General features: G+C 71.7%; 25 protein-coding genes. 8 read left to right on the forward strand and 17 right to left on the reverse strand.

All coding sequences use genetic code 11. The features are described from left to right. Window positions 1–1,242, forward strand: coding sequence for an NAD(P)/FAD-dependent oxidoreductase (locus AWC19_RS16920; RefSeq protein WP_085079244.1), 1,242 nt, complete (start codon window positions 1–3; stop codon window positions 1,240–1,242). On the opposite strand, the gene AWC19_RS16925 is transcribed toward AWC19_RS16920, so the two are convergent. From AWC19_RS16925 to AWC19_RS16935, 3 genes are all read right to left on the reverse strand, one after another. Next, complete coding sequence (locus AWC19_RS16925; protein WP_085079218.1) at window positions 1,239–3,389, reverse strand: NAD(P)H-binding protein; 2,151 nt, start codon at window positions 3,387–3,389, stop codon at window positions 1,239–1,241. The genes AWC19_RS16920 and AWC19_RS16925 overlap by 4 nt on opposite strands. A 109-nt stretch (window positions 3,390–3,498) precedes the next feature. Beyond that, window positions 3,499–4,983, reverse strand: a complete 1,485-nt coding sequence (locus AWC19_RS16930) for an acetyl-CoA acetyltransferase (protein WP_085079219.1) — start codon at window positions 4,981–4,983, stop codon at window positions 3,499–3,501. A 29-nt stretch (window positions 4,984–5,012) separates the two neighbouring features. Further along, window positions 5,013–7,427: a CaiB/BaiF CoA-transferase family protein gene (locus AWC19_RS16935; RefSeq protein ID WP_085079220.1), complete on the reverse strand. Its 2,415-nt coding sequence runs from the start codon at window positions 7,425–7,427 to the stop codon at window positions 5,013–5,015. A gap of 160 nt (window positions 7,428–7,587) precedes the next feature. Here AWC19_RS16935 and AWC19_RS16940 point away from each other — a divergent pair, with 160 nt between their 5' ends. Next, window positions 7,588–8,496 carry an undecaprenyl-diphosphate phosphatase gene (locus AWC19_RS16940; protein ID WP_085079221.1) on the forward strand — a complete coding sequence of 303 codons (909 nt, stop codon included), beginning with the start codon at window positions 7,588–7,590 and terminating at the stop codon, window positions 8,494–8,496. Here the strand turns inward: AWC19_RS16940 and AWC19_RS16945 are convergent. Then, entirely contained in the window at window positions 8,493–9,002 is a 510-nt protein-coding gene (locus AWC19_RS16945; RefSeq protein ID WP_085079245.1) for a GNAT family N-acetyltransferase, read from the reverse strand. The two genes, AWC19_RS16940 and AWC19_RS16945, sit on opposite strands and share 4 nt — an antisense overlap. Before the next feature lie 109 nt (window positions 9,003–9,111). Between AWC19_RS16945 and AWC19_RS16950 the strand changes: the two genes are divergently transcribed. Further along, complete coding sequence (locus tag AWC19_RS16950; protein ID WP_085079222.1) at window positions 9,112–9,960, forward strand: SDR family oxidoreductase; 849 nt, start codon at window positions 9,112–9,114, stop codon at window positions 9,958–9,960. Between the two features lie 101 nt (window positions 9,961–10,061). Further along, entirely contained in the window at window positions 10,062–12,467 is a 2,406-nt protein-coding gene (locus AWC19_RS16955; protein WP_085079223.1) for a phosphoketolase family protein, read from the forward strand. A 239-nt stretch (window positions 12,468–12,706) separates the two neighbouring features. Here the strand turns inward: AWC19_RS16955 and AWC19_RS29700 are convergent, their stop codons facing one another. After that, a complete protein-coding gene (locus AWC19_RS29700) occupies window positions 12,707–12,874 on the reverse strand; it encodes a hypothetical protein (protein ID WP_158090902.1) in 168 nt (55 codons plus the stop codon). A gap of 90 nt (window positions 12,875–12,964) precedes the next feature. On the opposite strand from AWC19_RS29700, the gene AWC19_RS16960 reads away from it, so the two are divergent. Then, window positions 12,965–13,519 (forward strand): CGNR zinc finger domain-containing protein, encoded by a 555-nt coding sequence (locus AWC19_RS16960; protein ID WP_085079224.1) that lies wholly within the window; start codon window positions 12,965–12,967, stop codon window positions 13,517–13,519. Between the two features lie 44 nt (window positions 13,520–13,563). Continuing rightward, window positions 13,564–14,304, forward strand: coding sequence for a CPBP family intramembrane glutamic endopeptidase (locus tag AWC19_RS16965; RefSeq protein ID WP_085079225.1), 741 nt, complete (start codon window positions 13,564–13,566; stop codon window positions 14,302–14,304). Between the two features lie 55 nt (window positions 14,305–14,359). On the opposite strand, the gene AWC19_RS16970 is transcribed toward AWC19_RS16965, so the two are convergent. The 5 genes from AWC19_RS16970 to modA all read right to left on the reverse strand — a co-directional run bounded on the left by AWC19_RS16970 (window position 14,360) and on the right by modA (window position 19,216). Beyond that, on the reverse strand, window positions 14,360–15,388 hold the full coding sequence (locus tag AWC19_RS16970) for a zinc-binding alcohol dehydrogenase family protein (protein ID WP_085079226.1): 1,029 nt from the start codon (window positions 15,386–15,388) through the stop codon (window positions 14,360–14,362). 47 nt (window positions 15,389–15,435) lie between these two features. Next, window positions 15,436–16,422: an alanine and proline-rich secreted protein Apa gene (locus AWC19_RS16975; RefSeq protein WP_085079227.1), complete on the reverse strand. Its 987-nt coding sequence runs from the start codon at window positions 16,420–16,422 to the stop codon at window positions 15,436–15,438. Window positions 16,423–16,529: 107 nt separating this feature from the next. Then, window positions 16,530–17,642, reverse strand: coding sequence for a sulfate/molybdate ABC transporter ATP-binding protein (locus AWC19_RS16980; RefSeq protein ID WP_085079228.1), 1,113 nt, complete (start codon window positions 17,640–17,642; stop codon window positions 16,530–16,532). A gap of 6 nt (window positions 17,643–17,648) precedes the next feature. Then, window positions 17,649–18,443, reverse strand: a complete 795-nt coding sequence (locus tag AWC19_RS16985; RefSeq protein WP_085079229.1) for an ABC transporter permease — start codon at window positions 18,441–18,443, stop codon at window positions 17,649–17,651. Between the two features lie 8 nt (window positions 18,444–18,451). Then, window positions 18,452–19,216 carry a molybdate ABC transporter substrate-binding protein gene (modA, locus tag AWC19_RS16990; RefSeq protein ID WP_085079230.1) on the reverse strand — a complete coding sequence of 255 codons (765 nt, stop codon included), beginning with the start codon at window positions 19,214–19,216 and terminating at the stop codon, window positions 18,452–18,454. Between the two features lie 179 nt (window positions 19,217–19,395). Between modA and AWC19_RS16995 the strand changes: the two genes are divergently transcribed. Together AWC19_RS16995 and AWC19_RS17000 are read left to right on the forward strand one after the other, a co-directional pair. Beyond that, window positions 19,396–20,073, forward strand: a complete 678-nt coding sequence (locus AWC19_RS16995) for an SDR family oxidoreductase (protein ID WP_085079231.1) — start codon at window positions 19,396–19,398, stop codon at window positions 20,071–20,073. 234 nt (window positions 20,074–20,307) lie between these two features. Then, window positions 20,308–21,699, forward strand: coding sequence for an NAD(P)/FAD-dependent oxidoreductase (locus AWC19_RS17000; RefSeq protein ID WP_085079232.1), 1,392 nt, complete (start codon window positions 20,308–20,310; stop codon window positions 21,697–21,699). Here the strand turns inward: AWC19_RS17000 and AWC19_RS17005 are convergent. From AWC19_RS17005 to AWC19_RS17035, 7 genes are read right to left on the reverse strand one after another with little or no spacing between them, the layout of a single operon-like run. Beyond that, complete coding sequence (locus AWC19_RS17005; protein ID WP_085079233.1) at window positions 21,696–22,346, reverse strand: urease accessory protein UreD; 651 nt, start codon at window positions 22,344–22,346, stop codon at window positions 21,696–21,698. The genes AWC19_RS17000 and AWC19_RS17005 overlap by 4 nt on opposite strands. Beyond that, window positions 22,346–23,017 carry an urease accessory protein UreG gene (gene ureG / locus AWC19_RS17010; RefSeq protein WP_085079234.1) on the reverse strand — a complete coding sequence of 224 codons (672 nt, stop codon included), beginning with the start codon at window positions 23,015–23,017 and terminating at the stop codon, window positions 22,346–22,348. Before ureG ends, AWC19_RS17005 begins: the two co-directional genes overlap by 1 nt. A gap of 10 nt (window positions 23,018–23,027) precedes the next feature. Next, window positions 23,028–23,669, reverse strand: coding sequence for an urease accessory protein UreF (locus tag AWC19_RS17015; protein WP_085079235.1), 642 nt, complete (start codon window positions 23,667–23,669; stop codon window positions 23,028–23,030). Next, window positions 23,669–25,390 carry an urease subunit alpha gene (locus AWC19_RS17020; protein WP_085079236.1) on the reverse strand — a complete coding sequence of 574 codons (1,722 nt, stop codon included), beginning with the start codon at window positions 25,388–25,390 and terminating at the stop codon, window positions 23,669–23,671. Before AWC19_RS17020 ends, AWC19_RS17015 begins: the two co-directional genes overlap by 1 nt. Next, window positions 25,387–25,701, reverse strand: coding sequence for an urease subunit beta (locus AWC19_RS17025; RefSeq protein ID WP_085079237.1), 315 nt, complete (start codon window positions 25,699–25,701; stop codon window positions 25,387–25,389). Before AWC19_RS17025 ends, AWC19_RS17020 begins: the two co-directional genes overlap by 4 nt. After that, window positions 25,698–26,000, reverse strand: a complete 303-nt coding sequence (locus AWC19_RS17030) for an urease subunit gamma (RefSeq protein ID WP_085079238.1) — start codon at window positions 25,998–26,000, stop codon at window positions 25,698–25,700. Before AWC19_RS17030 ends, AWC19_RS17025 begins: the two co-directional genes overlap by 4 nt. 45 nt (window positions 26,001–26,045) lie before the next feature. Continuing rightward, window positions 26,046–26,477 (reverse strand): hypothetical protein, encoded by a 432-nt coding sequence (locus tag AWC19_RS17035; RefSeq protein ID WP_085079239.1) that lies wholly within the window; start codon window positions 26,475–26,477, stop codon window positions 26,046–26,048. Between the last annotated feature and the right edge of the window lie 492 nt (window positions 26,478–26,969).

Below are 26,969 nucleotides of genomic sequence, written 5' to 3' on the forward strand. Positions count from 1 at the left end.
ATGGCCAGTTCGACCACCTTCGCCGTCGTCGGCGGCGGCCTCGCCGGAGCTAAAGCGGCGGAATCGTTGCGCGACAACGACTTTGACGGGGAAATCGTCCTGTTCGCCGACGAGAAGCACCCGCCCTACGAGCGTCCCCCGCTATCCAAGGACTATCTGGCCGGCGCGAAGTCGCTCGCGGAGTTCACCGTGCACGACTCGGACTGGTATCGCGACAACCGGGTCGATTTGCGGCTCGGCACGCGGGTGACGTCCCTGGACGCGGCCGCACACACCGCCGGCCTCGGCGACGGCACCAGCGTGACCTACGACAAGCTCCTGTTGGCGACGGGATCGGCCGCGCGCCGCCCTCCGATCCCGGGGTCCGGTGCCGAGGGGGTGCACTACCTGCGCACCTATGACGACGCGGTCGAACTGAATTCCGTTCTGACCGAAGGGTCTTCGCTGGCGGTGGTGGGCGCGGGCTGGATCGGCCTGGAGGTGGCGGCCGCGGCCCGCCAGCGCGGCGTCGACGTGACCGTCGTCGAGGCGGCCAAGCAACCGCTGGCGCTCGCGCTCGGGGAATCGGTCGGCGAGGTGTTCGCCAACCTGCATCGCGAGCGCGGCGTGGACCTTCGGCTGCAGGCGCAGGTCGACGAGATCGAGACGACCAACGGCGCCGCCACCGGCCTGCGCCTGCGCGACGGGTCGACGATCGCCGCGGACGCGGTCCTGGTGGCCGTCGGCGCCAAACCGAACGTCGAGCTGGCCGAGGCGGCCGGGTTGGCGATGGGCGACGGCGGGGTGCTCACCGACGCGTCGTTGCGCACCAGCGATCCCGACGTCTACGCCGTCGGGGACATCGCCGCGGCCGAACACCCGCTGTTTCACACCCGCATCCGCACCGAGCACTGGGCCAACGCGCTCAAGCAGCCCGCGGTGGCGGTGGCCGGGATGCTCGGCCGGCCGGGCGAATACGCCGAGCTGCCCTACTTCTTCACCGACCAGTACGACCTGGGAATGGAGTACGCCGGGCATGCGCCCGGCTTCGAACGGGTGGTGTTCCGCGGCGACGTCGAAGGCCGCGAATTCGTCGCGTTTTGGCTGGACGGCGAGGACCGGGTGCTGGCCGGGATGAACGTCAACGTCTGGGACGTGCTCGACGACGTCAAGGCCCTGATCCGCTCGAGGGTTCCCGTCGACGTCGACGCGTTGGCCGACCCCGGATCGCCGCTGGCCGACCTGGTGGGCCGGGCCGGTTAGCCGCCGGCGCCGGCGGTGGCGGCCACCGGCGCCCACCTCCCGTCGATGACGTCGGGTGGGCGCTGCGCCTGCAGGCGGTCCCGCTCGGCGCGGCGCCGCTTGATCCGCAGCCGGGCGTCGGCGGGCATGCTGACCAGCTCGTCGCAGGTCAGGTAGTACACGTCGTCGACGGCATCGAAGAGGTCGGCCGCCACCCGCCGAGACCCTAACTCGCGCAACGTCATCCGCAGTTCGTGCGTGAAACGCATCGTGGTGTCGTGGGCCAGCTCGCGCGAACCGCGGGCGTTGGCGGCCAGCCGCCGTGCCAGCGACGGCGGCGGCGCCGGCACGGCATCGGCCGTAGCGGCTTCCGAAGCCTCCGAGGCCTCCGAAGCGTCAGCGGCCTCGGCCGCCGCGACGAGCAGCATCGAAGGATCGTCGGCGAACACCTGGCTGGCCAGCTCGGCCTCCCCCGGCCCCCGGTGCCCGATGCGGGCGACCGCGGCGTCGAGGACGGCTGCGGTGCTCGGCGACAACGCGCGGACGCTGCCGACGTTGCCTTCCTTCGCCAGCGCCCGCAGGGGCGGATCGCCGCGCAGCACGGCCGCCAGCTCGGCGGTGTGCGCGGCGACACGGGTGCTTTCCACGATCATGCCCAGCCCAGGCACCCGGGAGGCGGCACGGCTGTGCTCGAGCGCCGCCGCGGTGACGCCGGTGTCGATCAACCACAGCCCCGTCAGGATCCAGCCCTGGTGGATCCGATCCCGCAGCAGGCACGCCCGCACCTCGAGGCCGGCGTCCGGCAGCGCGGCCAGCTGGGCGGCGTCCAGGTGTTCGGCCGCGGCGGCGCCGACGTAGGCGACCGTGTTGGCCTTGAGGTTGCGCATCAGGGCGAGGGAGCGCGCCGCGACGACCGCCTTGGCGATGGAGCCGAGCACCCCTTCGGCCCGCTCGGGCTCGCCGAACGGCAGGACGTCGCCGACGTGCGGCTGGTCGATTAGGGCGTGGCGGGTGACGGCTTCCTGGTCCCAGCCGGGCAGCTGGGTGGCGGCGACGACGTTGGCCGACACCCCCACGTAGGCGCGGTGGCCGAAGACGGCGATGGCCCTGTTCCCCCACTCGTCGTCCACCACGTCGCCCAGGGCGAGCGCCTGACCCATCACCCGGCTGGCCGCGCGCAGCCCGCTGATCTGGACGTCCAGCGTGATCGGGGTCAGCGGGCCGGGCAGCGCCTCGGCCAGGCGGGCCGCGCTGAAGACCGGGAACCGCGGGTCGATCCGGTCGTCGAACTCGCCCTCCATTCCCTCGGGGGCCGCGCTGTGCAATGCCTCCGAGGGGCGTCGGCGCGGGACAACCTCCACGGGGATCGCCAGCTGGCCCCCGTGGCTGGTCGCGCCGGCGGGGTCCAGCCGGCGCCCGACCAGGCCGCGCGCGGTATCGGCGACCGCTTCCAGGGCCTGCCAACCGAACTCGAAGCCCCAAACCTCTTGGGCCGCTGTGATATCCATGTCGGGGACCAGCCGTGACCAGGCCCGCACGCCGTGCAGCCGGGAGCGCGGGTCGACGCCCCGCAGCAGCCGCCACGCGGTGATGACGTTGGTGGTGTCGGGGGTGGCGAGGTCGACGACGCCGGTGCGGTCGCTGTTCAGCGCCAACGCCACAAAGCGCACCAGGTCGTCGAGGTGCAGCACGCGGATCGGCTGCGCGGAGACCCTGGCGCGCAGCAGCGTGGCCACCGTGCGGCACACCGTCCAGTCGAGCTGGCGGCCGACCGGCGGGGCGGCCCGGACGACCAGGCTCGGCGCCCAGCCCGCCGCCACCAGCTCTTCGGCCGGCTGATAGACCTCCGGCCGGCCCGCGGCCTGGGACACGAACACCAGCCGCGCACCGGCGCGGCTGCTCGCGTCGGTGACATGCGCGATCGCGTCGAGGTCCGCGCCGCCCGGCGCCCGGGTGTCGGGCGGGGCCAGGTGCACCACTGCGTCGGCCTCGTCGGCCAGCTCTTGCAGGACGGGGTCGCTCAGCGAAGCGCGGACGAACTCCACGGCCGAGTCAAGGCAGGGGTGCGGGCGCTCGGCGATGCCGCTGACGGTGTGCCCCGCCGCGATCAACTGGCGTGCGACCAGCCGCCCGACTGCGCCGGTGGCGTCGGTCACCAGGATCCGCACCTGGGCTTCACCTCCCCAACCTCAAAGTCGACAATAGGCAAGTCGCTAGCCGATTCGCGACTATTGCCGCGCAACTGGCGCCGCGGGCCAAGGCGGTGCGCGTGGCGCGTTATCGCAGCGCGGCGCTGCCGTCGGCGGCGACGGCCACCTTGGCGCCGCCGATGTCTTCGGCCACCGTCGCCTCCGCCGCGGCCGGATCGCCGATGACGGCCAGCGCGCGCGAGCCGTCGGGGGTGCGCACGGACAGGAACGCTTTCTCCGGCCGCCCCTCGCGGTCGAACGGCGTCGTCCACGCCTCGACCGTGCCGACGCCCTCCCACTCGACCAGGCCGTCGCGCGTCGGCTCGCGAACCACCGCCGCCTGCACGTCCTCCCAGCGGAACTCGGTCGGCGGTTCGGTGCCGTACACGCCGAAGCTGTGCTTGGTCAGGTAGCCGCCGTTGGCGGTGACCAGGGCGCGCCGCCCGGGGTTGGCGGCCAGCAGGGCGGCCATGGTGGCGATGGAATGCGTCACGTAGTTGCTCCACGGCCCGCCGGCGAACGTCAGGCCGCCGGTGACGGTGAGCGGGCGGGCCGGATCGTCGACGCTCAAGCCCAGTTCGGCGGCCGCCACCTGCACCGCGGAGGGAAAGCAGGAGTACAGGTCGACGTAGTCGACGTCGTCGATGCCCAGGCCGGCCAGTTGCAGCGCCCGCGCGCCGGCGATCCGGATGGCCGCCGAGCGGTGCAGCTCGTCGCGCTCGGCGACGGCCGGGGTGTCGTGCGCGTCGGTGCCCGCGTGCGGATACACCCACCGCTCCTCCGGAACGCCCAGCCGCCGCGCCCGCTCCACCGAGGTCAGGACCAGCGCGGCGCCCTGGTCGACCATGTTGTTGGAGTTCATCAGCTTGGTGTAGGGCCAGCTGATCATCCGGTTCCGCGGGCCGGGGTGCCGGATCTCCTCGGCGGTCACCGGCGTGCGGATCCACGCGTGCGGGTTTTCGACCGCGACGGCGTTGAAGCGGGCCCACAGCTCACCGACGCGCTCGAGGTGCTCGTCGGCCGCTTCGCCGTTGGCGATGCGCAGCGCCTGCTCGAACAGCGGGTAGACGTACGCCGGGCGGTTCAGCCCGATCCGCAGCTCGGCCTCACCGGCCATCGGAACGTCGTCGCCCTCCATCGCGGCCATCGGCACGGACGCGTCCTGCGCGGTCCATTCGAGCTTGCCGCCCTGGGCCTTCAGGCCCCTCCTGGTGCGCCAGGTCTCGGCGCCGGCGATCAGCACCACGCCGGCGCGTCCCGCCTGGATGTCCAGGCAGGCCCGGTTGACCAGCGACTGGGGCACGTTGCCGCCGACGGGGCTGTAGCGGGTCGTGAACCCCGATGCGCCGATCCGCTGGCCCAGCAGCAGCCCGGGGTCGCGGTACTGGGCCGACAGGATGTTCACGACGCGGATGGAATCGATCGCCTCGATCACCCGGGCATCGGCGGCTTCGCGGGCCGCGGCGGCCATCAGGTCGACCGGCTCGACCGACGGCGTGGCGGGGTCGATCTCGTCGCGGTGGTTGACCTGGCCGTAGCCGATCAGCACCGGTGTCGCGGGGTCGACGGTCATGGGAACGAACCTATCGGACGGCGCGTCGCTCAGGCGTTGGCAGGCGGGGCAAACAGGACGCGGTCGGCGATCAGCCGCTCGGTTTCCCCCGCGCTCATGTTCAGCAGGGTTCGGCAGATCTCGCGGGTGTCCTGGCCGGGCAGCGGCGCCGGGCGGCGCGGGGCCGGCGGAATGTGCCGAAACGGCGCCGGGCCCGTCTCGGCCGGCAGCGGACGCTCGATCAGCGGATGCACCATGTCGGCGAACAGGTTTCGCTCGAGCAGCTGGGCGTCTTCGAGGAGGTCCGGAGGGCGGTTCATCGGCCCGGCCGGAACCCCGGCCGACTGCAACAGCTCGGCCACCCGCCCCGGGGTGCGGGTGCGCGTCCAGGCCGACAACAGCTCCACCAACTCGCGCCGGTGGGCGCGGCGCGCCTCGCCGGTCGCGAAGCGCGGGTCCTCCACCCATTCCGGACGGTCCAGAAGCGTTGCGGCGCTGCGCCATTCGTCATCGGAGCCGATCGTGACGACGCACCATTCGTCGTCGCCCGCGCATGGGCAGACCGCGTGCACGCCGGTGTCCTCGCGGACCCGGGCGATGCCCGCGGCCAGCGCGGCCTGGGTGACGTAGACGGCGTCGAGCTGGTTGACGACGACCTCGGCCTGCGACACGTGGACGTGGGCGCCGGCCCCGGTCCGGTCGCGGCGGATCAGCGCGGCCAGCGCCGCGATGGCGGTGACCCGCCCGACGACGTGGTCGGGAAAGATCGTGGTCGCGTCGTAGAACGCGTGCCGCCCGGTGTCGGCCTGGTCGCCGGGATCGTCGGACGTCCACAGCCGGGTGACGCCGGTGGCCGCGCGGACCAGCGGGCCGTAGCCCATCCGGGTGCTCCACGGGCCGGTGTTGCCGAAAGCGCTGCTGCCGGCGAGCACGATGCGCGGGTTGATCGAACGCAGCGTGTCGTAGGAAAACCCAAGCGCGGTCAGGGTTCCGGGCTTGAAGTTGGCGAACACCGCGTCGGCCTGAGTCACCAGCCGGCCGAAGATCTCCTTGCCGCGCGGGCTGCGCAGGTTTAGGCCGAGCCCGAGCTGGTTGCGGTGGGTCCAGGCGAACGATTCGCTCATGGCGTCGCCGGGGCGGGCCTGCCGCAGGCCGTCGGGGTAGTCGGCGCTTTCGACCTTGATGACCTCGGCGCCCAGGTCGCCGAACAGCCGGCTGAGCTCGCCGCCGGCGACGATGACGCCCAGATCGAGGATCCGCAGCCCGGTGAACGGGTAGTCGCCGACCTTGCCCGACGGCGCCGGCACCACCGTGGGGTTCGCGCTCCAGAACGGTTCGTCCTGGCCCGGGGCGGCCGGCGCCGGCGTCCGAAACCCCGCGCGCTGGCCGTCGACGACGAAGTAGCCGGTGGGCACTGTGGTGCGCAGCCCCGGGACGAGCTCGGCCTCGGTGACCGCGCCCACCGCCTGGAAGTGTTCGGACCCCAGGATCTGTGCCGGCGTCAGCACCGCGGCGATCGGCACCCCGTGCGCCTGCCCGGCGGCCACCAGGTCCTTCATGGTCTGGTCGGCGAACAACGCCTCGATCAGCACGCTGATCTGCGGCCACGCCGCGAACCGCGCGCCGATCACGTCATACTTCGGGTCCTGGAAGTCCTCGGGCTCCCCGAGCCAGCGCCGCAGGCCGCGCCATTGCCGCGGCGCCATCACGCACAGCCGGACGTAGCCGTCCCGGCAGGGGTAGATCGGGTAGGCGTCCTGGTTTTTCGGGCGGCCCCGCCACCCGCCGGCGCGGCGGACGCCGGCGGCGGCCTGGCCGTGCGCCCCGAATGCGGGGTCGAGCGCCATCACGACGGCCTCGTAACGGGAGAAGTCGATGTATTCGCCTGTGCCGCAACGTAATCGGTTGTAGTAGGCGACGAGTGCCGCCCAGGCCGCCTGGACGGCGGCGGTGGCCGACGCGATGCCCTGCGGCGGCAACACCGGCGTGCCATTGGTGGGCCCGGATCGCGACAGCGAGCCGCACATCGCGTAGAGCACGGCGTCGCTGGCACGCCACGACGACCGCGGGCCGGTCGCACCGAAGTCGCTGACCGCCAGCACCACCAGGTGCGGGTAGCGGGCCGCCAGTTCGGCGTCGGATATCCCGAACGCGCCGGCGTGCCCGGCGGGGCCCATGTGGCCGCTGTCCACGACGATGTCGGCCCCGGCTGCCAGCTCGAAAAACCGTTCGCAGTCGCCGTCCTGGAGCGGGTCCAGCACCGCGCAACGCTTGTTGGCGTTGTGCACCGCGAACGGGATGCCGGCCCCGGCCACCGTCGGCAACTCGTCGCGTCCGAGGCTGCCACCCGGGAATTCGATCTTCAGGACGTCGGCGCCCAGGTCGGCAAACAGCCGGGCCACCGCGTCGGCGCTGCCGCAGGCGAGGTCCAGCACGCGCACGCCATGCAGCAACCCGTCGGCCACCCGCCCACGGTACCCGGCCGGTCAGCCCGGGCGCGTCGGAGGCCCAGAAGCCCAGCGGCGCAAGCCGATTGGTGACCGCGGCCATGGCCGGACAGGTGGGCGGCGGCCGCGTCGGCTATCGTCGCAGGCCGCGAAACCATCCACGGGAGGACCCACACGCATGAGCGCGCACCTGAGCTACGTCGAGGCGGTGGTCGTCGGCGCGTTCCAGGGCGTCACCGAGCTGTTCCCGGTTTCCAGCCTCGGGCACGCGGTGCTGGTGCCGGCGCTGATCGGCGGGCAATGGGCCCGCGACCTCAACGTCTCCGCCCCCGAGTCGCCCTACCTGGCGTTCATCGTCGGCCTGCATGTCGCGACCGCCGCCGCCCTGCTGGTGTTCTTCTGGCGGGACTGGCTGCGCATCGTGGCCGGCTTCGTCTCGTCGTTGCGGCACCGCCGCATCGAGACGCCCGACGAGCGGCTGGCGTGGCTGATCGCGCTGGCCACCATCCCGGTCGGCCTGGCCGGGGTGGCCCTGGAACACCTGTTCCGCACCACGCTGGGCAAGCCGGCGCCGGCCGCGGCGTTTTTGCTGCTCAACGGCGTCGCCCTGTACGCGGGCGAGGTGCTGCGGCGCCGGGTGTCGCCGGAAGGTGACGTCGAGCACGACGACCACGCCGGTGCGGCCATCGACAATCGGCTGTCCCAGCTGCCGTTGGGCCGCGGCGTGCTGATCGGCGCCTCGCAGATACTGGCCCTGCTGCCCGGCATCAGCCGCTCGGGCATCGCCATGGTGGCCGGCCTGTGGCGCGGGCTCTCCCACGAGGACGCCGCCCGCTTCTCGTTCCTGCTGGCGACGCCGATCATCCTGGCCGCCGGGGTCTACAAGATCCCGGAGCTGTTCGGGCCGCTGGCCAGCGGCATCGGCGGCCAGGTGCTGGCCGGCAGCGTCGCGTCCTTCGTCTGCGCCTACCTGGCGGTGCGGTTCCTGACGCGCTACTTCCAGACGCGGACGCTCACGCCGTTCGCGATCTACTGCGCGGCGTTCGGGGCGGCCAGCCTGGTGTGGCTCGCCGCGGCGTCGGGCTAGACCGGGTCGCGCCGATAGCGCAGCTGGCGCACCGGCTGACCGTCGAACGTCTCTGTGCGCCAAGCCCCGTCGCGCCACCAACCGTCGCGCTCGTAAAACCGCCGGGCGCGCGCATTCCCGTCCAGCACCCACAGCAGCGCGCCGGCCACGCCGAGTCCGCGCAGCCGCTCCCGCGCGGCGGTGATGAGCAGGCGCCCCACGCCCGTCCCCAGGTACGCGGGGTCGACGTAGAGCGCCATCAGCTCACCGAAGTTCGGTAGGCCCTCGTCGCGGCTCAGGCCCGTGGTCACCAGGCCGCAGACCGCCGGCCCGTCGACCGCCAGCACCGTCGACGGCACCCGAATACCCATCCGGCCGAATGTGTAGCGGCGGGCCAGGACCTCGGGGTCAAGGCCGTCGAGGTAGCCGTCGGGCAGGAGCCCCCGGTAGGCCGACCGCCAGGACCGCGCGTGCACGCGGGCCACGTCGCGCGTGTCCTCGGGGGCGGCCGGGCGCACCTCGATCATCGGTGCAGTATCGGCCTCGAGGCCGACATTTGCGCGGGACGCCGTCGGAGTGCTGTGCTTACCGGATCGGCGATTGACACCCGTCAACTTTCGGGGAAGGGCGACCACCATGGCCAACGCGGCATCGATCGGGCTGAAGGTGCGCGACAAGGTGGTGGTGATCACCGGCGGCGCCCGGGGAATCGGGCTGGCCACCGCGACCGCGCTGCACAACCTGGGCGCCAAGGTCGCGATCGGCGACGTCGACGAGGTGCGGGTCAAGGAGTCGGGGGCCGCGCTCGGCCTCGACGTCTACGGCAAGCTCGACGTCACCGACGCGCATTCGTTCTCGGAGTTCCTCGATGAGGTCGAGCGCCAGCTCGGGCCGATCGACGTGCTGGTCAACAACGCCGGCATCATGCCCGTCGGCCGGATCGTCGACGAGCCCGATGCGGTCACCCGCCGCATCCTGGACATCAACGTCTACGGCGTGATCCTGGGCAGCAAGCTGGCGGCGCAGCGCATGGTGCCGCGCAAATCCGGCCACGTCATTAACGTCGCCTCGCTGGCCGGGGAGCTCTACATCGTCGGGCTCGCCACCTACTGCGCCAGCAAGCACGCGGTGCTGGCATTCACCGACGCGGCGCGGCTCGAGTACCACTCGAGCGGTGTGAAGTTCTCCGCGGTGTTGCCCACCTTCGTCAACACCGAGCTCGTTGCCGGGACGCCGGGGATGAAGGGCTTCCGCAACGCCGAGCCGGCGGAGATCGCCGACGCGATCGTCGGCCTGATTGTCAGGCCGAAGCCGCGGGTGCGGATAACGAAGGCGGCGGGCGCAATGGTGGTGTCCCAAAAATTCTGGCCGCGCCGGCTGGCCGAGGGCCTGAACCGCCTGCTGGGAGGCGAACACGTCTTCACCGACGACGTCGACGTCGAGAAGCGCCGCGCCTACGAGGCGCGCGCCCGCGGCGAAGACTAGCCGGCGATCGCGAGCGCGGCGGAGCCGGGTGCAGCGGGTCGCCGCCATCGGGCCCCGGCGATCGCGAGCGTCGTTCGTCCGCGGCGCGCACAATCGGCGGGGTGACCGTAGAAAGCCCAACCACCCGCGCCGACGTCTCCGACGACGAACTGGCCCTGATCGACAAGTACTGGCGCGCCGCCAACTACCTGTCGGTCGGTCAGATCTACCTGCTGGACAACCCGCTACTGAACGAACCGCTGTCGGCCGACCACATCAAGCCCCGGCTGTTGGGGCACTGGGGCACGACGCCGGGCCTCAACCTGATCTACGCGCACCTGAACCGGGTCATCCGCGCCCGCGACGCCAACGTCATCTACGTCACCGGGCCGGGTCACGGCGGTCCCGGGCTCGTGGCGAACGCCTACCTCGAGGGCACCTACAGCGAGGTGTACACCGGCATCGAGGAGGACGCCGAGGGGCTGCGAAAGTTGTTCCGCCAGTTCTCTTTTCCCGGCGGCATCCCCAGCCACGTCGCGGCGCAGACGCCCGGCTCGATCCACGAGGGCGGCGAGCTGGGCTACGCGCTGGTGCACGCCTACGGCGCGGCCTTCGACAACCCGGATCTGGTGGTGGCCTGCGTGGTCGGCGACGGCGAGGCCGAGACGGGGCCGCTGGCCGCCAGCTGGCATTCCAACAAGTTCCTCAACCCGGTCAGCGACGGCGCGGTGTTGCCGATTTTGCACCTCAACGGCTACAAGATCGCCAACCCGACGGTGCTGTCCCGCATCCCGCACCCCGAACTGGAGTCGCTGCTGCGCGGCTACGGTTACCGTCCCATCACGGTCGCCGGCGACGACCCGGCCGACGTGCACCGGCAGCTGGCCGCCGCGCTCGACGACGCCTTCGACGAGATCGGTGCCATCCAGCGCGCGGCGCGCGGCGGCGCGGCGGTCGAGCGCCCCGTCTGGCCGATGATCGTGCTGCGTACCCCGAAGGGCTGGACCGGGCCTGAGGAGGTCGACGGCAAGAAGGTCGAGGGCACCTGGCGCGCGCATCAGGTGCCGCTGAGCGAGACCCGCGTCAACCCCGCCCACCGCGCCCAGCTGGAGGAATGGTTGCGCAGCTACCGCCCCGAGGAGCTGTTCGACGCCGGTGGCGCGCTGCGGCCCGAGCTGCGCGCGCTGGCGCCGCGCGGCGACCGGCGGATGAGCGCCAACCCGCACGCCAACGGTGGCCTGCTGCTGCACGACCTGGACCTGCCGGACTTCCGCGACTACGCCGTGCCGGTGGAACGGCCGGCCGCCGAAATGCACGAGGCGACCCGGGTCCTGGGCACCTACCTGCGCGACGTGATCGCCCGCAACCCCGACCGGTTCCGCCTGATGGGTCCCGACGAGACCGCCTCCAACCGGCTCGACGCGGTGTACGGCGCGACGTCGAAGGCGTGGATGTCGGCGATCGGGCCCGACGACGAGAACCTGGCGCCCGACGGCCGTGTCATGGAGGTGCTCTCCGAGCACCTGTGCCAGGGCTGGCTGGAGGGCTACCTGCTGACCGGCCGCCACGGGCTGTTCAACTGCTACGAGGCGTTCGTCCACATCGTCGACTCGATGCTCAACCAGCACGCGAAATGGCTTGCCACCAGCCGCGACTTGCCGTGGCGGCGGCCGATCGCGTCGCTGAACTACCTGCTGACCTCGCACGTGTGGCGCCAGGACCACAACGGCGCGTCGCATCAGGATCCCGGGTTCATCGACCTGGTCGCCAACAAGCGTGCCGAGCTGACGCGGGTGTACCTGCCGCCGGACGCCAACACGCTGCTGTCGGTGGCCGACCACTGCCTGCGCAGCCGCGACTACATCAACGTCATCGTGGCCGGCAAGCAGCCGGCGCTGTCCTATCTGGACATGGACCAGGCGGTCGCCCACTGCACCCGCGGGCTGGGGATCTGGGAATTCGCGAGCACGGCCGGATCCGCGGTCGCCGAGCCCGATGTGGTGCTGGCCTGTGCCGGCGACATCCCGACGCAGGAAACCGTGGCCGCCGCCGACATCTTGCGCCGCGAACTGCCCGGGCTGGCGGTGCGGGTAATCAACGTCGTCGACCTGATGCGCCTGCAGCCCGACTCCGAGCATCCACATGGCTTGCCGGACAGGGAGTTTGACGCGCTGTTCACCCGCGACCGGCCGGTCATTTTCGCCTACCACGGCTACCCGTGGCTGATCCACCGCCTGACCTATCGTCGCGCCAACCACGCGCACATCCACGTGCGGGGCTTCAAGGAGCGCGGCACCACGACCACGCCGTTCGACATGGTGATGCTCAACGACCTCGACCGCTTCCACCTCGTCATGGACGTGATCGACCGGGTCGACGGCCTGGCCAGCCAGGCCGCGCTGCTGCGTCAGCGCATGGCCGACGCCCGGCTCGCCGCGCGGGCCTACACCCGTGAGCACGGCGAGGACGACCCGGCGATCTCCGGGTGGACCTGGGAGCCGAGCGAGCGGCACGAACGTAGTGAGTGAGGCGAGCGAGGCGACCCATTAGACCTGGGAGCAGAGCGAGCGGCACGAACGTAGTGAGTGGCGCGAGCGAGGCGACCCATTCGACCTGGGAGCAGAGCGAGCGGCACGAACGTAGTGAGTGGCGCGAGCGAGGCGACCCATTAGACCTGGGAGCGGAGCGAGCGGCACGAACGTAGTGAGTGAGGCGAGCGAGGCGACCCATTCGACCTGGGAGCAGAGCGCGGGTCGCCCCCTTTTAGCTACCGCGCCTGCGGTGTGCCGTTGGCGGCGGAAGCGTCGCCGTAGTCCGCCGGGTTCTGGGCGTCGATGTGCCAGAGCCAATTGCCGTGCAGGGGCCGGTCGAAGGCGAGAGCGCCCGCGGGAGCGATGACGAGAATACCGAGCAACGTCCACACCGTCGTAGCCATTGGTTCCTCCTGTCCGCCGACGCCCGCTGCGTAACCATCTTGGATGGTTACATCTTGCCAAGGACCGATGAAACCTGTCAAGGTGGTTACATGCAGTTCCTCTACGTCGGCGGGCGGCGGTGTTTGGACTTCGTGGGCACGTTGAAATACCGCGCCTCGGCAAGGGAGGAGATGCTGACCGATCCGCGGCGGTTGTCCGACTGGGCGATGGGGGCCGGTCTGGTCGATACGGCGCTCGAGGTCACTGACGCCGAACTGACGGCGGCAATTGCGCTGCGCGAGGCGATCTACCGGGTGGTTCTCGCGCGGCTCCGGGGCGGCCGTCCCGGAGCCGCCGACGTCGACCTGCTGAACGCGCACGCGTCCCAACCCCAGCTGACGCCGATATTGCACCCGGACGGAGCCGTCAGCCGCGGCGGAACCGCCGCGCAGCTTCTCGCGGGGCTGGCCGCCGACCTGCTCGACCTGTACGCCGGACCGGACATCGAGAAGGTCAAGGAATGCTCCCGTCCCGGGTGCACGCGCCTTTACGTCGACGCGTCGCGGGCCCAGAACCGGCATTGGTGTGGGATGCGCACCTGCGGAAACCGCGCCAAGGTTCAGGCTTTCCGCGCCCGCCAGCATGCCGTCGCGCAGCGTCCCTGAGTCGGCTGAGCTGGACGAACGGCCTTCGCGGGTAAGCTAGCCCAATGCCCGACGCGACGGTTGCCGACGCCCGCCCGGCGCCGCATCGGTTCCATCTCCACCTCGACATCGCGGTCGTCGTCGCGGTGCTGGTGCTGACCAACGTGATCGCCCACTTCACCACGCCGTGGGCGAGCGTGGCGACCGTCCCGGCGGCCGCCGTCGGCCTGGTGCTGCTGATGCGCTCCCGCGGCCTCGAGTGGGCCGACTTGGGATTGGGCCGCGAACACTGGAAGTCGGGGATGGGATACGCGCTGGCCGCCGTCGCGGTGGTGGCGGCGGTGATCGCGGCGGGTGTGCTGCTGCCGGTGACCCGGCCGATGTTCTTGAACAACCGCTACGCCACGATCTCCGGCGCCCTGATCGCGTCGATGGTCATCATCCCGCTGCAGACGGTCATCCCCGAGGAGCTGGCCTTCCGGGGCGTGCTGCACGGCGCGCTGAATCGGGCCTGGGGCTTTCGCGGCGTCGCGCTCGGGGGATCGCTGCTGTTCGGGCTGTGGCACGTCGCCACGTCGCTGGGGCTCACCAGCAGCAACGTCGGCTTCACCCGGGTGCTCGGCGGCGGGTTCGCCGGGATGGCGGCCGGGGTGACGCTGGCCGTGCTGGCCACCGGGGCGGCCGGGTTCGTCTTCAGCTGGCTGCGCAGGCGCAGCGGCAGCCTGATCGCCCCGATCGCGCTGCACTGGTCGCTGAACGGGATGGGCGCCCTGGCCGCGGCGCTGGTGTGGCACCTGTCGACCTGAGGCCGATTGCCCCACTTTGCAGCCGGCCGCACCCGCGGCCGACATCGTCGCGGGCCTAGACGAGCAGCACCGCCGCCCCCGCGATGCGGCCGGCGGCCAGATCGCTCAGCGCCCGATCGGCCTGCGCCAGCGGATATTCCGGAGTCGTCACCTCGATGCGATGCGTCCCCGCGAAGTCGAGGAAGGCCCGCGCGTCGGCGCGGGTGTTGGACGTGACCGACCGCAGCTGGCGCTCTTGGAACAAGTGGCGCTGGTAGTTCAGCGGCGGGATGTCCGAAAGGTGGATGCCCGCGATCGCCAGGGTGCCGCCGCGGTCCAGCGCCTCCAGAGCCGGCAGCACCAGGTCCCCGACCGGCGCGAACAGGATCGCGGCGTCCAGCGGCACCGGCGGCGGGTCGGCCGCGCCCTGCGCCGACGCGGCCCCGAGCTTGAGCGCCAGCTCGCGGGCCTCGGCGCCGCGGGTCATCACGTGCACCTCGGCGCCCTGCGCCAGCGCGACCTGCGCGGTGATGTGGGCGCTGCCGCCGAAGCCGTACAGGCCCAGCCGCCCGCCCGGCGGCAGGTCGGCGCGCAGCAGCGAGCGGTATCCAATGATCCCGGCGCACAACAGCGGCGCCAGCTCGCTGTCGCTGTAGCCGCTCGGCAGGTGGTGCGCGAAATCGGCAGGGACCGTTGCGAATTCGGCGTAGCCGCCGTCGGCGTCCCAGCCGGTGTAGCGGGACTTCGGGCACAGGTTCTCGCTGCCGCGACGGCAGTACCTGCACACGCCGCAGGTGTGGCGCAGCCAGGCGATGCCAACCCGATCCCCCACCTTGAACTGGCCGCCAGCCCGGGCGCCGAGCTCGACGACCTCACCGACCACCTCGTGGCCGGGGGTCACCCGCTCGCGGTGCACGGGCAGGTCGCCCTCGGTGACGTGCAAGTCGGTGCGGCACACCCCGCACGCGCGGACGGCGACCAGCAGCTCCGTCGGCCCGGGTCGCGGCACCTCGGCGGTCACCTGCTCGAGCGGGCCGGTGCCCATCGGCCCCGGCCGGCGCACGCGCCAGGCGCGCATCGTGTCTCGGGTCGCTGAGGGGGTCATGCGTCCATCTTGCCGCTGGCGTACACGGCCGCAACGGCTCAGCCGGCTCAGGCCGGTTGGGTGCGCTGCGGCGGCGATGCGGGGGTCGGCGTGACCTCGCCAGCCGGAGCCTGGGCCGGTGCTTGGCCCGGCGCCGGTGCCGCCGGGGCCGGCGCGCCCGGGGCGGGGGCCGGGGCACCGGGAGCCGGCGCCGGATTCGCCGGTGGCGACCACGGCTGGATCGACTCGGCGAGCGCCTTGGCCGCGCCCTTGTCCACGGGGTCGTTCGACGTGCCCAGCCACACCACGAACCAGCGCTGCGGGGGCCCGTTTCCGTCGGAGGGCGAGCCGACCACGCCCGTCCAAATCTGGCCGTTGGGCTTGGCCGGGTCGCTGAACTTCACCTCGTAGTACGACGCGCTGCCGGTGATGCCGTTGGCACCGGTCAGGGGCGTGGTGTCCTGGTTGATCCGGGTGCCGGGATAGGGCATGAAGAACTCACCCATGTCCGAGCCCAGCCGGACGGCGGCCTTGGCGTTGGTGGCCTCGGCGCTGGCGTAGAGCTTCTGGTCCAGCCGGCCCATCACGACCCGGGTGTCGTTGGCCACCGGCGGCGCCTGACCGGGCGCGGGCGGCTGGCCGGTGGTCTTGCTGAGCAGCTCCGAACCGTAGTCGAGGTGCGTCGCGTCGGACTCCACCCAGCCGGCGGGCAGGACGAAGCTGAATCCGCCCGCGGCATTGCCGATCCGCCCGGCGTTGGGGTCGACGGCCGGCGGCGGCGCGTTGGGGTCCGCCGGTGGCGGCGGCGCCGCGTTGGGGTCGGCCGGTTGTTGCGGTTGCGGCGAACCGGGTGCGCCGGGAGGCGGCGGGGCCGTGGTCGTAGCAGGTGGCGGCGCCGCCGTCGTGGTCGGCGGGACCGGCGTAGGGGTCTCGGGATCGGCGCCCGCCGTCGCCGGCAGCGCGATGGTAAGGGCGCTGGCGCTGGCCACCGTGGCGAGCGCCAGCGACGCCCACAGGCCTTTGCGGCGCGTCGAGTTCGGATCCACCTGCTCCATGGCGACGAACCTACCGTGTTACCGCTGTGACGCAAGGGCGCCGTGCTGACGATGCGCTCAGGTTTTTCTACTGTTGCCGATGTGCAACCGGCCGGCGTCGGAGCAGGTCACCGGCTGCCGGGATGGCGCGCCGGATATAGGGCGACCTCGTGGGCCTTGACCGAGAACCACACCCGCTCCCCGGGCGCCAGCCGCAGTTCCGTGGCGGCGTCGACGGTGACCTCCGCGGCCAGCCCGGGCGCGCCGTCGGGTTGCTCGTGGCCCCGCACGATGACCGCCGACCCGCGCACATCCAGCTCAGCCACCGTCACCTCGACCGCGTTGCGCGGGCTGCCGTGCGGCCGTTCCCGATACACCGCGACCGCCTTGGGTGGAAACACCGCGACCGCGTGCTGCCCGTCCGTGAGCCGCTCCCCCGGCTCCTCGGCGGGCGCCACCTGCCAGTGAGCGCCGGAGCCGGCGTGCAGCGAACCGTCCCCGCCCACGACCCCGGCGACGAGGTTGACGCCCGCGATGCGGGCCCCGAAACGGCTGCGGGGCGCGGCCAGCACGTCGGTCACCGCGCCGATCTCGGAGATGCGGCCCGCCTCGAGCACCAGCACCCGATCGGCCAGGGTGAACACGTCCAGCAGGTCGTGGGTGACCAGGATGACCGCGCAGCCGGTGCGGGCGACCGCGTCGCGCAGCACTCCGCGAACGCCCGCGGCCGCGGCGACGTCGAGCCCGGTCAGCGGCTCGTCGAGCAGCAGCACGTCGGGTTCGGCGGCCAACGCCCGCGCGATCGCCACCCGCTGGGCCTGGCCACCGGACAGCTGCCGCGGCTTTCGGTCGGCGAGGCGCTCGGCGTCCACGTCGCGCAGCCAGCGCAGCACCGCGGACCGGTCGCGGCGCCGTCGCCGCATCGGCCCGCGGCTGTGCTGACCGAACGCGACGTTGGCGGCGACGCTGAGGTGCGGGAACAGCAACGGGTCCTGCAGCAGCAACCCGACGCGGCGATCGTGCGTGGGCACGTGCACCCCGGCCGCGGTGTCGGTCAGCACCCGGTCCCCCAGCCGCACCAGGCCGTCGTCGGGGCGCACCAGCCCCGCGATGACGTGCAGGGCCGTCGACTTGCCGGCGCCGTTGGGCCCGAGCAGCGCCAGCACCTCGCCGGGACGCACCGAGAACTCCACATCCAGACGGCGCGCGGCGACCACGGCGCGCAGCTGCAACTCGCTCACGGCCGGCTACCCGGCGCCGGTTCCGCTGAGCCGCCGCGCGCCCAGACCGAACACGACGACCGCCGCCACCGCGACCAGCAGGATCGACAGGGCGACCGCCGCGTCGGCGTCGCTGACCCGCTGCAAATAGATCTCCAGCGGCAGGGTCCGGGTGACCCCCTGCCGGGAGCCCGCGAACGTCAGGGTGGCGCCGAACTCCCCGAGGGACCGCGCGAAGGCCAGCACGGCGCCCGACGCCATGCCCGGCAACAGCAGCGGCAGCGTGACCCGCCACCACACCGCGCTCGGTCGGGCCCCCAGCGTCGCCGCCACCACTTCGTAGTCGGCGCCCGCGGTGCGCGCGGCGCCCTCGAGGGAGATCACCAAAAACGGCAGCGACACGAAGGTCTGGGCCAGCACGACGGCCGTCGTGCTGAAGGCGATGCTGATGCCGGCGGCCTGAAGATACCGGCCGATCAGCCCGAGCCGCCCGAACGCGTAGAGCAGCGCGATGCCCCCCACCACCGGCGGCAGCACCAACGGCAGCAGGATGAGCGGTCGCAGCACCCGCACCGCGCGGGCCCTGCTGCGGGCCAGCACCAGCGCCATCGGCACGCCCAGCAGCACGCACAGCGCGGTGCTGGCGGCGGCGGTCTTCAGGCTCAGCGACAACGCCGTCCGCGACGACGCGCTGGTGATCAACGACCAGAAGTGCAACCAGTCAACCTTGACGGCGATGGCCACCAGCGGCAGCGCCACGAAGGCGGCCCCCACCGCGGCCGGGAGGTAAACCCAGCGCGGCAGGTCCGTGGGCCGGTGCATGGCGGGATTCAGGGCGCAGCGAAGCCCGCTTGGGCCAACAGTTTTCGACCGGTGTCGCCGGTGACCAGGGCGACGAACTTCTGCGCCGGCCCCGGCTGCGGAGCCCTCTTCAGCACCGCGATCGGATAGACGTTCACCGCGCTGCGGGCTTCGGGGAAGTCGACGGTCGCCACCTTGTCCGCGGCGCTGTGGGCGTCCGTGACGTACACGAGGCCGGCATCCGCCTGGCCCGTGGTGACCTTGTTGAGGACGTCGGTTACGCTGAGCTCCTCGCTGACCGGGCTGAGCCGCACGCCCGTGCCGTCTTCGACGCGCTGAGTGGCCGCCCCGCAGGGCACGGGTTTTTGGCAGATCACCACGCTCAGGCCGGGCCGGGCGAGGTCGGCGAAGGACCCGATGTGCTTGGGGTTGCCCGGCGCCGTGACGATGACCAAGGTGTTCGACGCGAAGTTGACCGGGTTGCCGGCCAGCAGGCCCGCCCGGGCGACGGTGTCCATCTGCGCGGTGTCCGCCGAGGCGAAGACGTCCGCGGTCGCGCCCTGGGTCAGCTGAGTCGCCAGCTCCGAAGACCCCGCGAATTCGAAATCGATTCCCGAGCCCGGGTTTTCGGTCTTGAACTGCTGACCGATCTGGGTGAACGCCGGCTTCAGCGAGGCGGCGGCGAACACCACGATCTTTCCGGGGGCCGACGCGGGCGGCTTGGGGCCGCACCCGACGCCGACCGCGAGCAGCATCGCCGAAAACCCCACGGCCAGGATCGCGATCCGACGCATGAAGGCACCCTATCCTCCGACGATGCGGTTCGCGCGGCGGCTAATCGTCGCAAACGCGTGACGGCCCAATAGTTACGAAAATGATCCGCGCGTCGCGCCGTGGCGAATTTCGCCACCTAGCTACCGTCCAGTAACATCAACGGGACTGGCGTCATTGCGCGCTCAGACTCGAGGAGGTCATGGCAGTGGAGGTGCTGGTCACCGGCGGAGACACGGACTTGGGGCGCGCGGTAGCCGAAGGCTTTCGCGATGACGGCCACAAGGTGACGCTCGTGGGCGCGCGCCGCAGCGAGCTGGAAGTCGCGGCCAAGGAGTTGGACGTGGACGCCATCGTCTGCGACGTTACCGACCCCGACAGCCTCGCCGAGGCCTGCGGGTTGTTCCCGCATCACCTCGACACCATCGTCAACGTGCCCGCACCGTCCTCGGACGCCGGCGACCCACGAACCTATTCGACGTCCGACACCGCCAAGGCCTGGCGCGGCGCCCTCGACGCGACCGTGCTGTCGGAAGTGCTGACCGTTCAGGCCGTCGGCGACCACCTGCGCTCGGGCGGCTCCATCATCAGCGTGGTGCCGGAAAACGCGGCCGCGGGCAGCATCGACGCGGCCATCAAGGCGGCGCTGTCGAACTGGATCGCCGGTCAGGCAAGCGTTTTCGGCACCCGTGGCATCACGGTCAACGCCGTGGCCAGCGGCCGCAGCGTGCCCGCCGGCTACGACGGCCTGTCCCGCACCCCGCCGACGGTCGCGGCCGAGGTCGCCCGCCTGGCGCTGTTCCTCACCACCCCCGCCGCGCGTCATATCACCGGCCAAACGCTGCACGTCAGCCACGGCGCGCTGGCCCAATTCGCCTAGCGGGCGCAATACCGAGCCGACCCCGTCGGCGAATTCCTCGTCCGCCGATCGGACTGTAACGAAGGTCGCATCCAGCGGCCGGCATGACGAGCATCACGTTCGCCTGACCAGGCACGATACGACGATGTGGTTCATTACACATGCTAACGGCCTGGGTTCTGGGTATCCGGCTGGATAGCGTGGTAGCTAACTGCAGTCGCGCGTCCAGGAGCCACCGTCAGGAGTAGCCAAAACATGAGCCCGCAGCCCGGGAACACCGCTGCATCCGAACGTCGCCACCAAGTCGTCATCATCGGATCGGGATTCGGCGGACTCAATGCGGCAAAGAAGCTCAAGCACGCCAACGTCGAAATCAAGCTGATCGCCCGCACCACCCATCACCTGTTCCAGCCGTTGCTGTACCAGGTGGCCACCGGGATCATCTCCGAGGGCGAGATCGCTCCCCCCACTCGCGTCGTGCTGCGCAAGCAGCGCAACGTGCAAGTGCTGCTGGGCAACGTCACCCACATCGACCTGGCCCGCCAGACGGTGGTGTCGGAGCTGCTGGGCCACACCTATGAAACCCCCTACGACAGCTTGGTCGTCGCCGCCGGCGCCGGCCAGTCGTACTTCGGGAACGACCACTTCGCTGAGTTCGCGCCCGGCATGAAGTCGATCGACGACGCCCTGGAATTGCGCGGCCGGATCCTGAGCGCCTTCGAGCAGGCCGAGCGGTCCAGCGATCCGGAGCGCCGCAAGAAGCTGTTGACCTTCACCGTCGTCGGCGCCGGCCCGACCGGCGTCGAAATGGCCGGGCAGATCGCCGAATTGGCCAAATACACGCTGCGCGGCGCCTTCCAGCACATCGACCCCACCAAGGCGCGGGTGATCCTGCTCGACGCCGCCCCGGCGGTGTTGCCCCCGATGGGCGAAAAGCTCGGGGAGCGGGCGCGTGCCCGCCTGGAGAAGCTCGGAGTGGAAATCCAGCTGGGCGCGATGGTCACCGACGTGGACCGCAACGGCATCACGGTCAAGGATTCCGACGGCACCAAGCGGCGCATCGAGTCGGCCTGCAAGGTGTGGTCGGCCGGCGTGCAGGCCAGCGGGCTGGGCCGCGACCTGGCCGAGCAGTCGCCGGTCGAACTCGACCGGGCCGGCCGGGTCAAGGTGCTGCCGGACCTGTCCATCCCCGGGCACCCGAACGTGTTCGTGGTCGGCGACATGGCCGCCGTCGAGGGCGTGCCGGGCGTCGCGCAGGGCGCGATCCAGGGCGGCAAGTACGTCGCCAACGTGATCAAGGCCGAGGTCGCCGGGGCCGACCCGGCGGAGCGGGAGCCGTTCCAGTACTTCGACAAGGGCTCCATGGCCACGGTGTCGCGGTTTTCCGCGGTCGCCAAGATCGGGCCGCTCGAGTTCAGCGGCTTCATCGCCTGGCTGATGTGGCTGGTGCTGCACCTGGTCTACCTGATCGGCTTCAAGACCAAGATCACCACACTGCTGTCGTGGACCGTGACGTTTTTGAGCACCCGGCGCGGCCAGCTGACCATCACCGACCAGCAGGCCTTCGCGCGAACGCGGCTCGAGCAGCTGGCCGAGCTGGCCGCCGAGTCGCGCGCCTCGGCAAGGACCGCCCGGGTGGCAAGCTAGCCGGGCAGCCGGTCGGCCTGCCACGTACTGAGCGTGCCGCCACCGGCGAGCGTCAGCACCGTTCCCACCTGGTCGTCGGCCACTTCGGTGAAAGCGCCTGCGGGGTAACGGAATTCGCTGATCACCGCGCGGGGCGCATCGATGCTGTCGTCCGCCAGCGACCCCGCTCCCAGCTCCACCCGGTGGCGCAGCAGCGGGCGCCCGTCGTGGTCGGCGTGCAGTGAGCCGGACCAAAACCCTTCTTGCTCACCGCATCTGCCGATCTGCACCCGCTCACGGAAGCGGATCCGGCCCCCGTGATGCACGGCGACGGCCACGCTGGAGACATGGCTCGCGGCCGCGGCGACCACGGTGGGCTCCAGATCGACGTCGAGGCTTCCGGTCACCTCGATCGCCCAGCTGGCGTGCGACGTCGCCGTGGCCGCGCCGGGCAGGGCCACGGTCGCCGCGGCGCTGCGCAGCCTGAGCCGGGCGCCCCCCTCGACGACGAGGCGAATGTCGATGGTGTCGCCGCCCAGCGGGATGGCGGCCGCCGACAGCAGGTGCACGGTGTCCGGCCCGGTGCACCGCGCCTGGATGGCCCCGCCGCGGCACTCGATGCGCGGCAGCCGGTTGCCGGAGGCGACCAGCAAGACCTCCGCGCGCATCAGGGCGCGGCGGCCAGCTGCTCGCGCACCCAGGTCAGCACGTCGGTGGCGGCGGGGTCCTCGGTCAGCGACTGCATGATCGTGGGCCGGCCCGCACGCACGGCGTCGGCGTCCCGCGCCATCACCTGCAGGTCGGCCCCGACCATCGGTGCGAGGTCGGTCTTGTTGATCACCAACAAATCCGAGTAGGTCACGCCGGGGCCGCCCTTGCGCGGCACCTTGTCGCCGCCGGCCACGTCGACGACGAAGATCTGCGCGTCGACCAGGCCCGACGAGAAGGTGGCAGTCAGGTTGTCGCCGCCGGACTCGACCAAGATCAGGTCCAGCGCGTCGTGTTCGGCGATCAGGTCGTCGATCGCGTCCAGGTTGGCGGTGATGTCGTCGCGGATCGCGGTGTGCGGGCAGCCGCCGGTCTGCACGGCCGCGATCCGGTCGTCGGGCAGCACCGCGTTCCTGCGCAGGAAGTCGGCGTCCTCGGTGGTGTAGATGTCGTTGGTCAGCACCGCGATCGACAGCTCGCCCCGCAACCCGCGGCACAGGGCGGCGACCAGCGCGGTCTTGCCGGATCCGACCGGGCCCCCGACGCCGATGCGCAGCGGCTCCCCGGGCCGGCGGACCCGTTTCGGCCGATCGGGATGGGTGTGCGGGTGGGGGTGGACATGTGTTGTCATGGACGACCTTTCAGGAGGCGAACAGGGGTCGCTCGCGCTCGGCGTGGCGCTGCGCCAGCGTGTCGAGCAGCGGATCGGACAGGTCGGCCAGCCCCGCGCTCGCCTCGGCCGCGGTGCGGTCGCACAGTTCGGACAGCCCGAAGGTGATGGCGGCGACGGCGCCGGGGTCCAGCGCCAGCAGCCGCTGCGCGGCGGTGGCCGAGCCGGTCATGGTGGTGTACACGACGTGCAGGCAGGTGTGCCCGGGGCGCAGGCCGCTCGTCGCCCCGACGCGTCCGGCGGCGACCGCGAGATGCGGACGCGCGCCCAGCTCGTCCCAGCCCGCGTCCGGCCAGACCCGGCGGGCGAGCCGCGCCAGCCCGCGGCCCTGGCTGCGGGACGCCTGCCGGGCCGCGGGCGCCGGGGTGCGCGCGTCGGTTTCCTGGTCGGCGTCCTGGAGGGAGAGGTCGCCACGGTGCACCGCGGCCGCCACCGACGCGGTGACCAGCCCGTGCGATCGAATCCTGCGCACCAGAAAGGCTTTCAGCGTCGGCAGGTCGGTCACCATGCCGCAGGCGACGGCCTCTTCGACGCCGCCGGAGTGGACGTGTCCGCCCGTGGGCAGCCGCGAGTCGGCCAGCGCGAGCAGTGTGGCTAACGACGGCTGGATCATCAGAACAGGAAATATCGTTGCGCCATGGGCAGTTCGGTGGCCGGCTGCTCCTCCCAGACCTCGCCGTCGATCCGCACGGTGAAGGTGTCTGGATCGATGTCGATCCGCGGCATGGCGTCGTTGAGCGGCAGGTCCGCCTTGCCGACCTTGCGGACGTCGGCGACCGGCACCAACGGCCGGTTCACTGCCAGCCTTTCCGCCAGGCCGGCGTCGACGGCCTGCGGCGCCACGAAGTGCACGGACGTGCCGGCCGATGGCGCTGGCGCGGCGCCGAACATTGGGCGCGGCAGCACCGGCTGGGGCGTCGGGATCGACGCGTTCGCGTCGCCCATCGCGGCCCACGCGATCATGCCGCCCTTGAGCACCAGGTGCGGGCGCACCCCGAAGAACGCGGGCTCCCACAGCACCAGGTCGGCGAGCTTGCCGACCTCCACCGAGCCGATCTCGCGGTCCAGCCCGTGCGTGATCGCCGGGCAGATGGTGTATTTGGCGACGTAGCGGCGCGCCCGGTGGTTGTCGGCCGCGCCGTCGCCGGGCAGGGCGCCGCGGCGCCGCTTCATCACGTGCGCGGTCTGCCAGGTGCGGATCACGACCTCGCCGATGCGTCCCATCGCCTGCGAATCGCTGCCGATCATCGAGATCGCGCCCATGTCGTGCAGGAGATCCTCGGCGGCCATCGTCGACGGCCGGATCCGGCTCTCGGCAAACGCCAGATCCTCGGGCACGGTGGGGTTGAGGTGGTGGCAGACCATGAGCATGTCGAGGTGCTCGTCGAGGGTGTTCACCGTGTGCGGGCGCGTCGGGTTGGTGGAACTGGGCAGCACGTTCGGTTCGGCGGCGACCCTCATGATGTCGGGCGCGTGCCCGCCGCCGGCGCCCTCGGTGTGATACGTGTGGATCGAGCGGCCGGCGATGGCGCCGAGGGTGTCCTCGACGAACCCCATCTCGTTGAGGGTGTCGGTGTGCAGCGCCGCCTGCACGCCGGCGGCGTCGCAGACGGTCAGGCAGGCGTCGATGGCCGCCGGGGTGGACCCCCAGTCCTCGTGCAGCTTGAAACCCGCTGCGCCACCGCGTAATTGCTCCCACAATCCCTCGTGGCTGGCGGTGTTCCCCTTGCCCAGCAGCGCGAAATTCATCGGCCAGGGGTCCAGCGCCTCCAGCATCCGGGCCAGGTGCCACGCCCCGGGGGTGACGGTGGTGGCCTTGGTGCCCTCGGCGGGCCCGGTGCCGCCGCCGATGATGGTGGTGATGCCGGACCCGAGCGCCTCGGGCATCAGCTGCGGGCAGATCAGGTGGACGTGACAGTCGATCGCGCCCGCCGTGACGATTCGCCCGTTCCCGCCGATGATTTCGGTGGACGGCCCGACCACCAGGTCCGGATGCACGCCGGTCATGGTGTCGGGGTTGCCCGCCTTGCCGATGGCGACGATCCGGCCGTCGCGAATCCCGATGTCGGCCTTGATGATTCCCCAGTGGTCGATGATCACCGCGCCCGTGATCACGGTGTCGGGCGCGCCGTCGGCCCGCGTGGTGCGCCCCTGCCCCATCGACTCGCGCAGCACCTTGCCGCCGCCGAACACCGCCTCGTCACCGGCCAAACCCGGTCCCCCGCTGCGGTCTTCGGTGATCTGGACCAGCAGGTCGGTGTCGGCCAGCCTGATCCGGTCGCCGGTGGTCGGGCCGAACAGGTCGGCGTAGCGCTCCCTGGACAGCCGCGTCATGACGGGTCGAGCCGTCCGGGAGGGTTGAGGCTCAGCCCGTGCACTTCGCGTCGCCCCCGCAGCGGCACCAGTCGAACGGTCTGGGCGATGCCCGGTTCGAATCGGACGGCGGTGGCCGCCGGCACATCCAGCCGGTATCCGCGGGCCGCGGCGCGATCGAACGACAGCGCCGCGTTGGCCTGCGGCAGGTGGACGTGGCTGCCGACCTGCACCGGGCGGTCACCGGTGTTGACGATCCGCATCTCGAGGCGTTCGGCGCCGGCGTTGATCTCGATTTCGCCTGCGCCATAGAGAATTTCGCCGGGGATCATTTGATCGGGTGATGCACGGTGACCAGCTTGGTGCCGTCCGGGAAGGTCGCCTCGACCTGCACGTCGTCAATGATTTCGGCAACCCCCTCCATGACGTCGTCGCGACTGAGCACGTCGCAGCCGCTGGCCATCAACTCGGCCACGCTGCGGCCGTCGCGCGCGCCTTCCAGGATGTGGTCGGTGATGATCGCGACGGCCTCCGGGTGGTTGAGCCGCAACCCGCGGGCCCGGCGCCGGCGGGCCAACTCGGCGGCATAGGACAACAGCAGTCGCTCTTGCTCGTGCGGCGTGAGAAACATGTCGTGCTAGATCCTGCCATTGCCCGGCGAGGGCCGCACCGCGCCTCAGGCGACCGACGCGTCGGACCGCGAAACGGCGTCGGCGTAGGGGGCGTCGCTCTTGGCGTAGGCCCGGGTGGCCACCATGTAGAGCAGCCCGAAGCCGACGATGAGGCCCGACATCAACAGCACCACGTAGTTGTCGTACCACGGCGCCTCGGGCGTGCGGGGCCAGCAGATGTTGACGATGGCCGCGAACCCGTAGGCCAGCGCCCCGACGTTGACCACGATTCCCCAGCGGCCCAACCGGTACTTCCCGGACGGCTTCCAGCCTTTCAGCCGGGCCCGCAGCGCCGCGAACACCACCATCTGGAAGCCGAGGTACACCCCGACGGTGCCGAAGCTGACGAGCTTGTTGAGCGGGTGTTCGGACAGCAGCGAGCCGACGATCAGCGCGGCCGGGACGATGACGGCGGCCAGCAGCGAGTACGGCGGCACGTGCCTCTTGTGGCTCAGCCGATCGGAGGTCGTCGCATGCGCCGCCGCCTCGGCTGTGCGGCCTGCGCCGCCGCGGCCCGAACCGAGAACGCGGGCGGCGGCCGATGCCGGGGAGGTGCGAGAACGCTTGTCCTACAAAACGGCAGGAAATCACGGTGTCCGCCGCCACCCCCGGCGCCTTCCGCCTCGCGCGGCACCCGGCCGGCGCACGGGCCCGCCGGAGCACGCGGGGTCCGACGCCGCCGACACCCCGCAGCCGGGCGCGCCCGCGGCGCCGCCAGGCTAAGGACGGCTCGGCCGCGGTGATTATTTGCCATAAGACGTCCGGGCAACCGAAAGCAGGCGCCGGGCACCGCCTCGGCGCCGGCACCGTCAATGCAAGAGTTCGGCGACGCGGACCCGGCCCGCGCCTAGTTGTACCCGGCCATAACGTTGGTTACAGGCGGCTGATGGGTGGTAGGCCGCTGAGTGCGCTGTGGCGGCGTTGAGTGT

The organism is Mycobacterium palustre (assembly GCF_002101785.1).
GTDB classification, from domain to species: Bacteria; Actinomycetota; Actinomycetes; order Mycobacteriales; family Mycobacteriaceae; genus Mycobacterium; species Mycobacterium palustre.